Annotated in this window: 1 protein-coding gene; it reads right to left on the reverse strand. The window is 39.7% G+C overall.

The features are described 5' to 3' along the window. Position 1: 1 nt before the first annotated feature. Positions 2-1,195 carry an elongation factor Tu gene (tuf, locus tag EJJ37_RS19735; protein ID WP_133017125.1) on the reverse strand — a complete coding sequence of 398 codons (1,194 nt, stop codon included), beginning with the start codon at positions 1,193-1,195 and terminating at the stop codon, positions 2-4. Positions 1,196-1,197 lie beyond the last annotated feature (2 nt).

Consider the following 1,197-nt stretch of genomic DNA (forward strand, 5'->3'; position numbering starts at 1 on the left):
ACTATTCGATTATAGAAGTAACAACTCCTGAACCTACAGTTCTTCCACCTTCTCTGATAGCGAATCTTAAACCTTCATCCATAGCTACTTGAGTGATTAACTCAACGTTCATATCGATGTGGTCTCCAGGCATAACCATTTCCATTCCTTCTGGTAATTTGATTGATCCTGTAACGTCTGTTGTTCTGAAGTAGAATTGTGGTCTGTATCCATCGAAGAATGGAGTGTGTCTTCCACCTTCATCTTTCTTAAGTACGTATACTTGACCTACGAACTTGCTGTGTGGATTTACTGATCCAACTTTTGCTAAAACTTGACCTCTTTCGATTTCAGTTCTTTGAACACCTCTTAATAATGCTCCGATGTTATCTCCAGCTTGTGCTTCATCTAATAACTTTCTGAACATTTCGATTCCTGTTACAACAACTTTTCTCTTTTCTTCTGTTAATCCAACGATTTCTACTTCGTCTGATACGTGAAGAACTCCTCTTTCAACTCTTCCTGTTGCAACTGTTCCTCTACCAGTGATTGTAAATACGTCTTCGATTGGCATTAAGAATGGCTTATCTGTTGCTCTTTCTGGAGTTGGGATATAGCTATCTACAGCGTTCATTAATTCCATGATGCAAGCTGTTGCTTCTGGATCTGTTGGGTTTTCTAATGCTCTTAAAGCTGATCCTTTGATTACTGGAATGTCATCTCCTGGGAAGTTGTATTCAGATAATAATTCTCTAACTTCCATTTCAACTAATTCTAATAATTCTTCGTCGTCAACCATATCTGCTTTGTTTAAGAAAACAACGATGTAGTCAACACCAACTCTTGAAGCTAGTAGTATGTGCTCTCTTGTTTGAGGCATTGGACCGTCTGCAGCTGAACAAACTAAGATAGCTCCGTCCATTTGTGCAGCACCAGTGATCATGTTCTTAACATAGTCAGCGTGTCCTGGACAGTCAACGTGAGCATAGTGTCTGCTTTCTGTTTCGTACTCAACGTGAGCTGTGTTGATTGTGATTCCTCTTTCTTTTTCTTCTGGAGCTCTATCGATATCAGCATAGTTGAACGCTTCTGCGAATCCTCTGTTTGCTAATACTGTTGTGATAGCAGCTGTTAATGTAGTCTTACCGTGGTCTACGTGACCGATTGTTCCGATATTTACGTGTGGTTTACTTCTTTCGAACTTTTGCTTTGCCATTT

It is taken from the genome of Clostridium cuniculi (assembly GCF_004353185.1).
GTDB lineage: Bacteria > Bacillota > Clostridia > Clostridiales > Clostridiaceae > Clostridium > Clostridium cuniculi.

Bases quoted from the DNA above. Each gene is read 5' to 3' on its own strand.
- tuf (WP_133017125.1), bottom strand. From the start codon at position 1,195: ATGGCAAAGCAAAAGTTCGAAAGAAGTAAACCACACGTAAATATCGGA.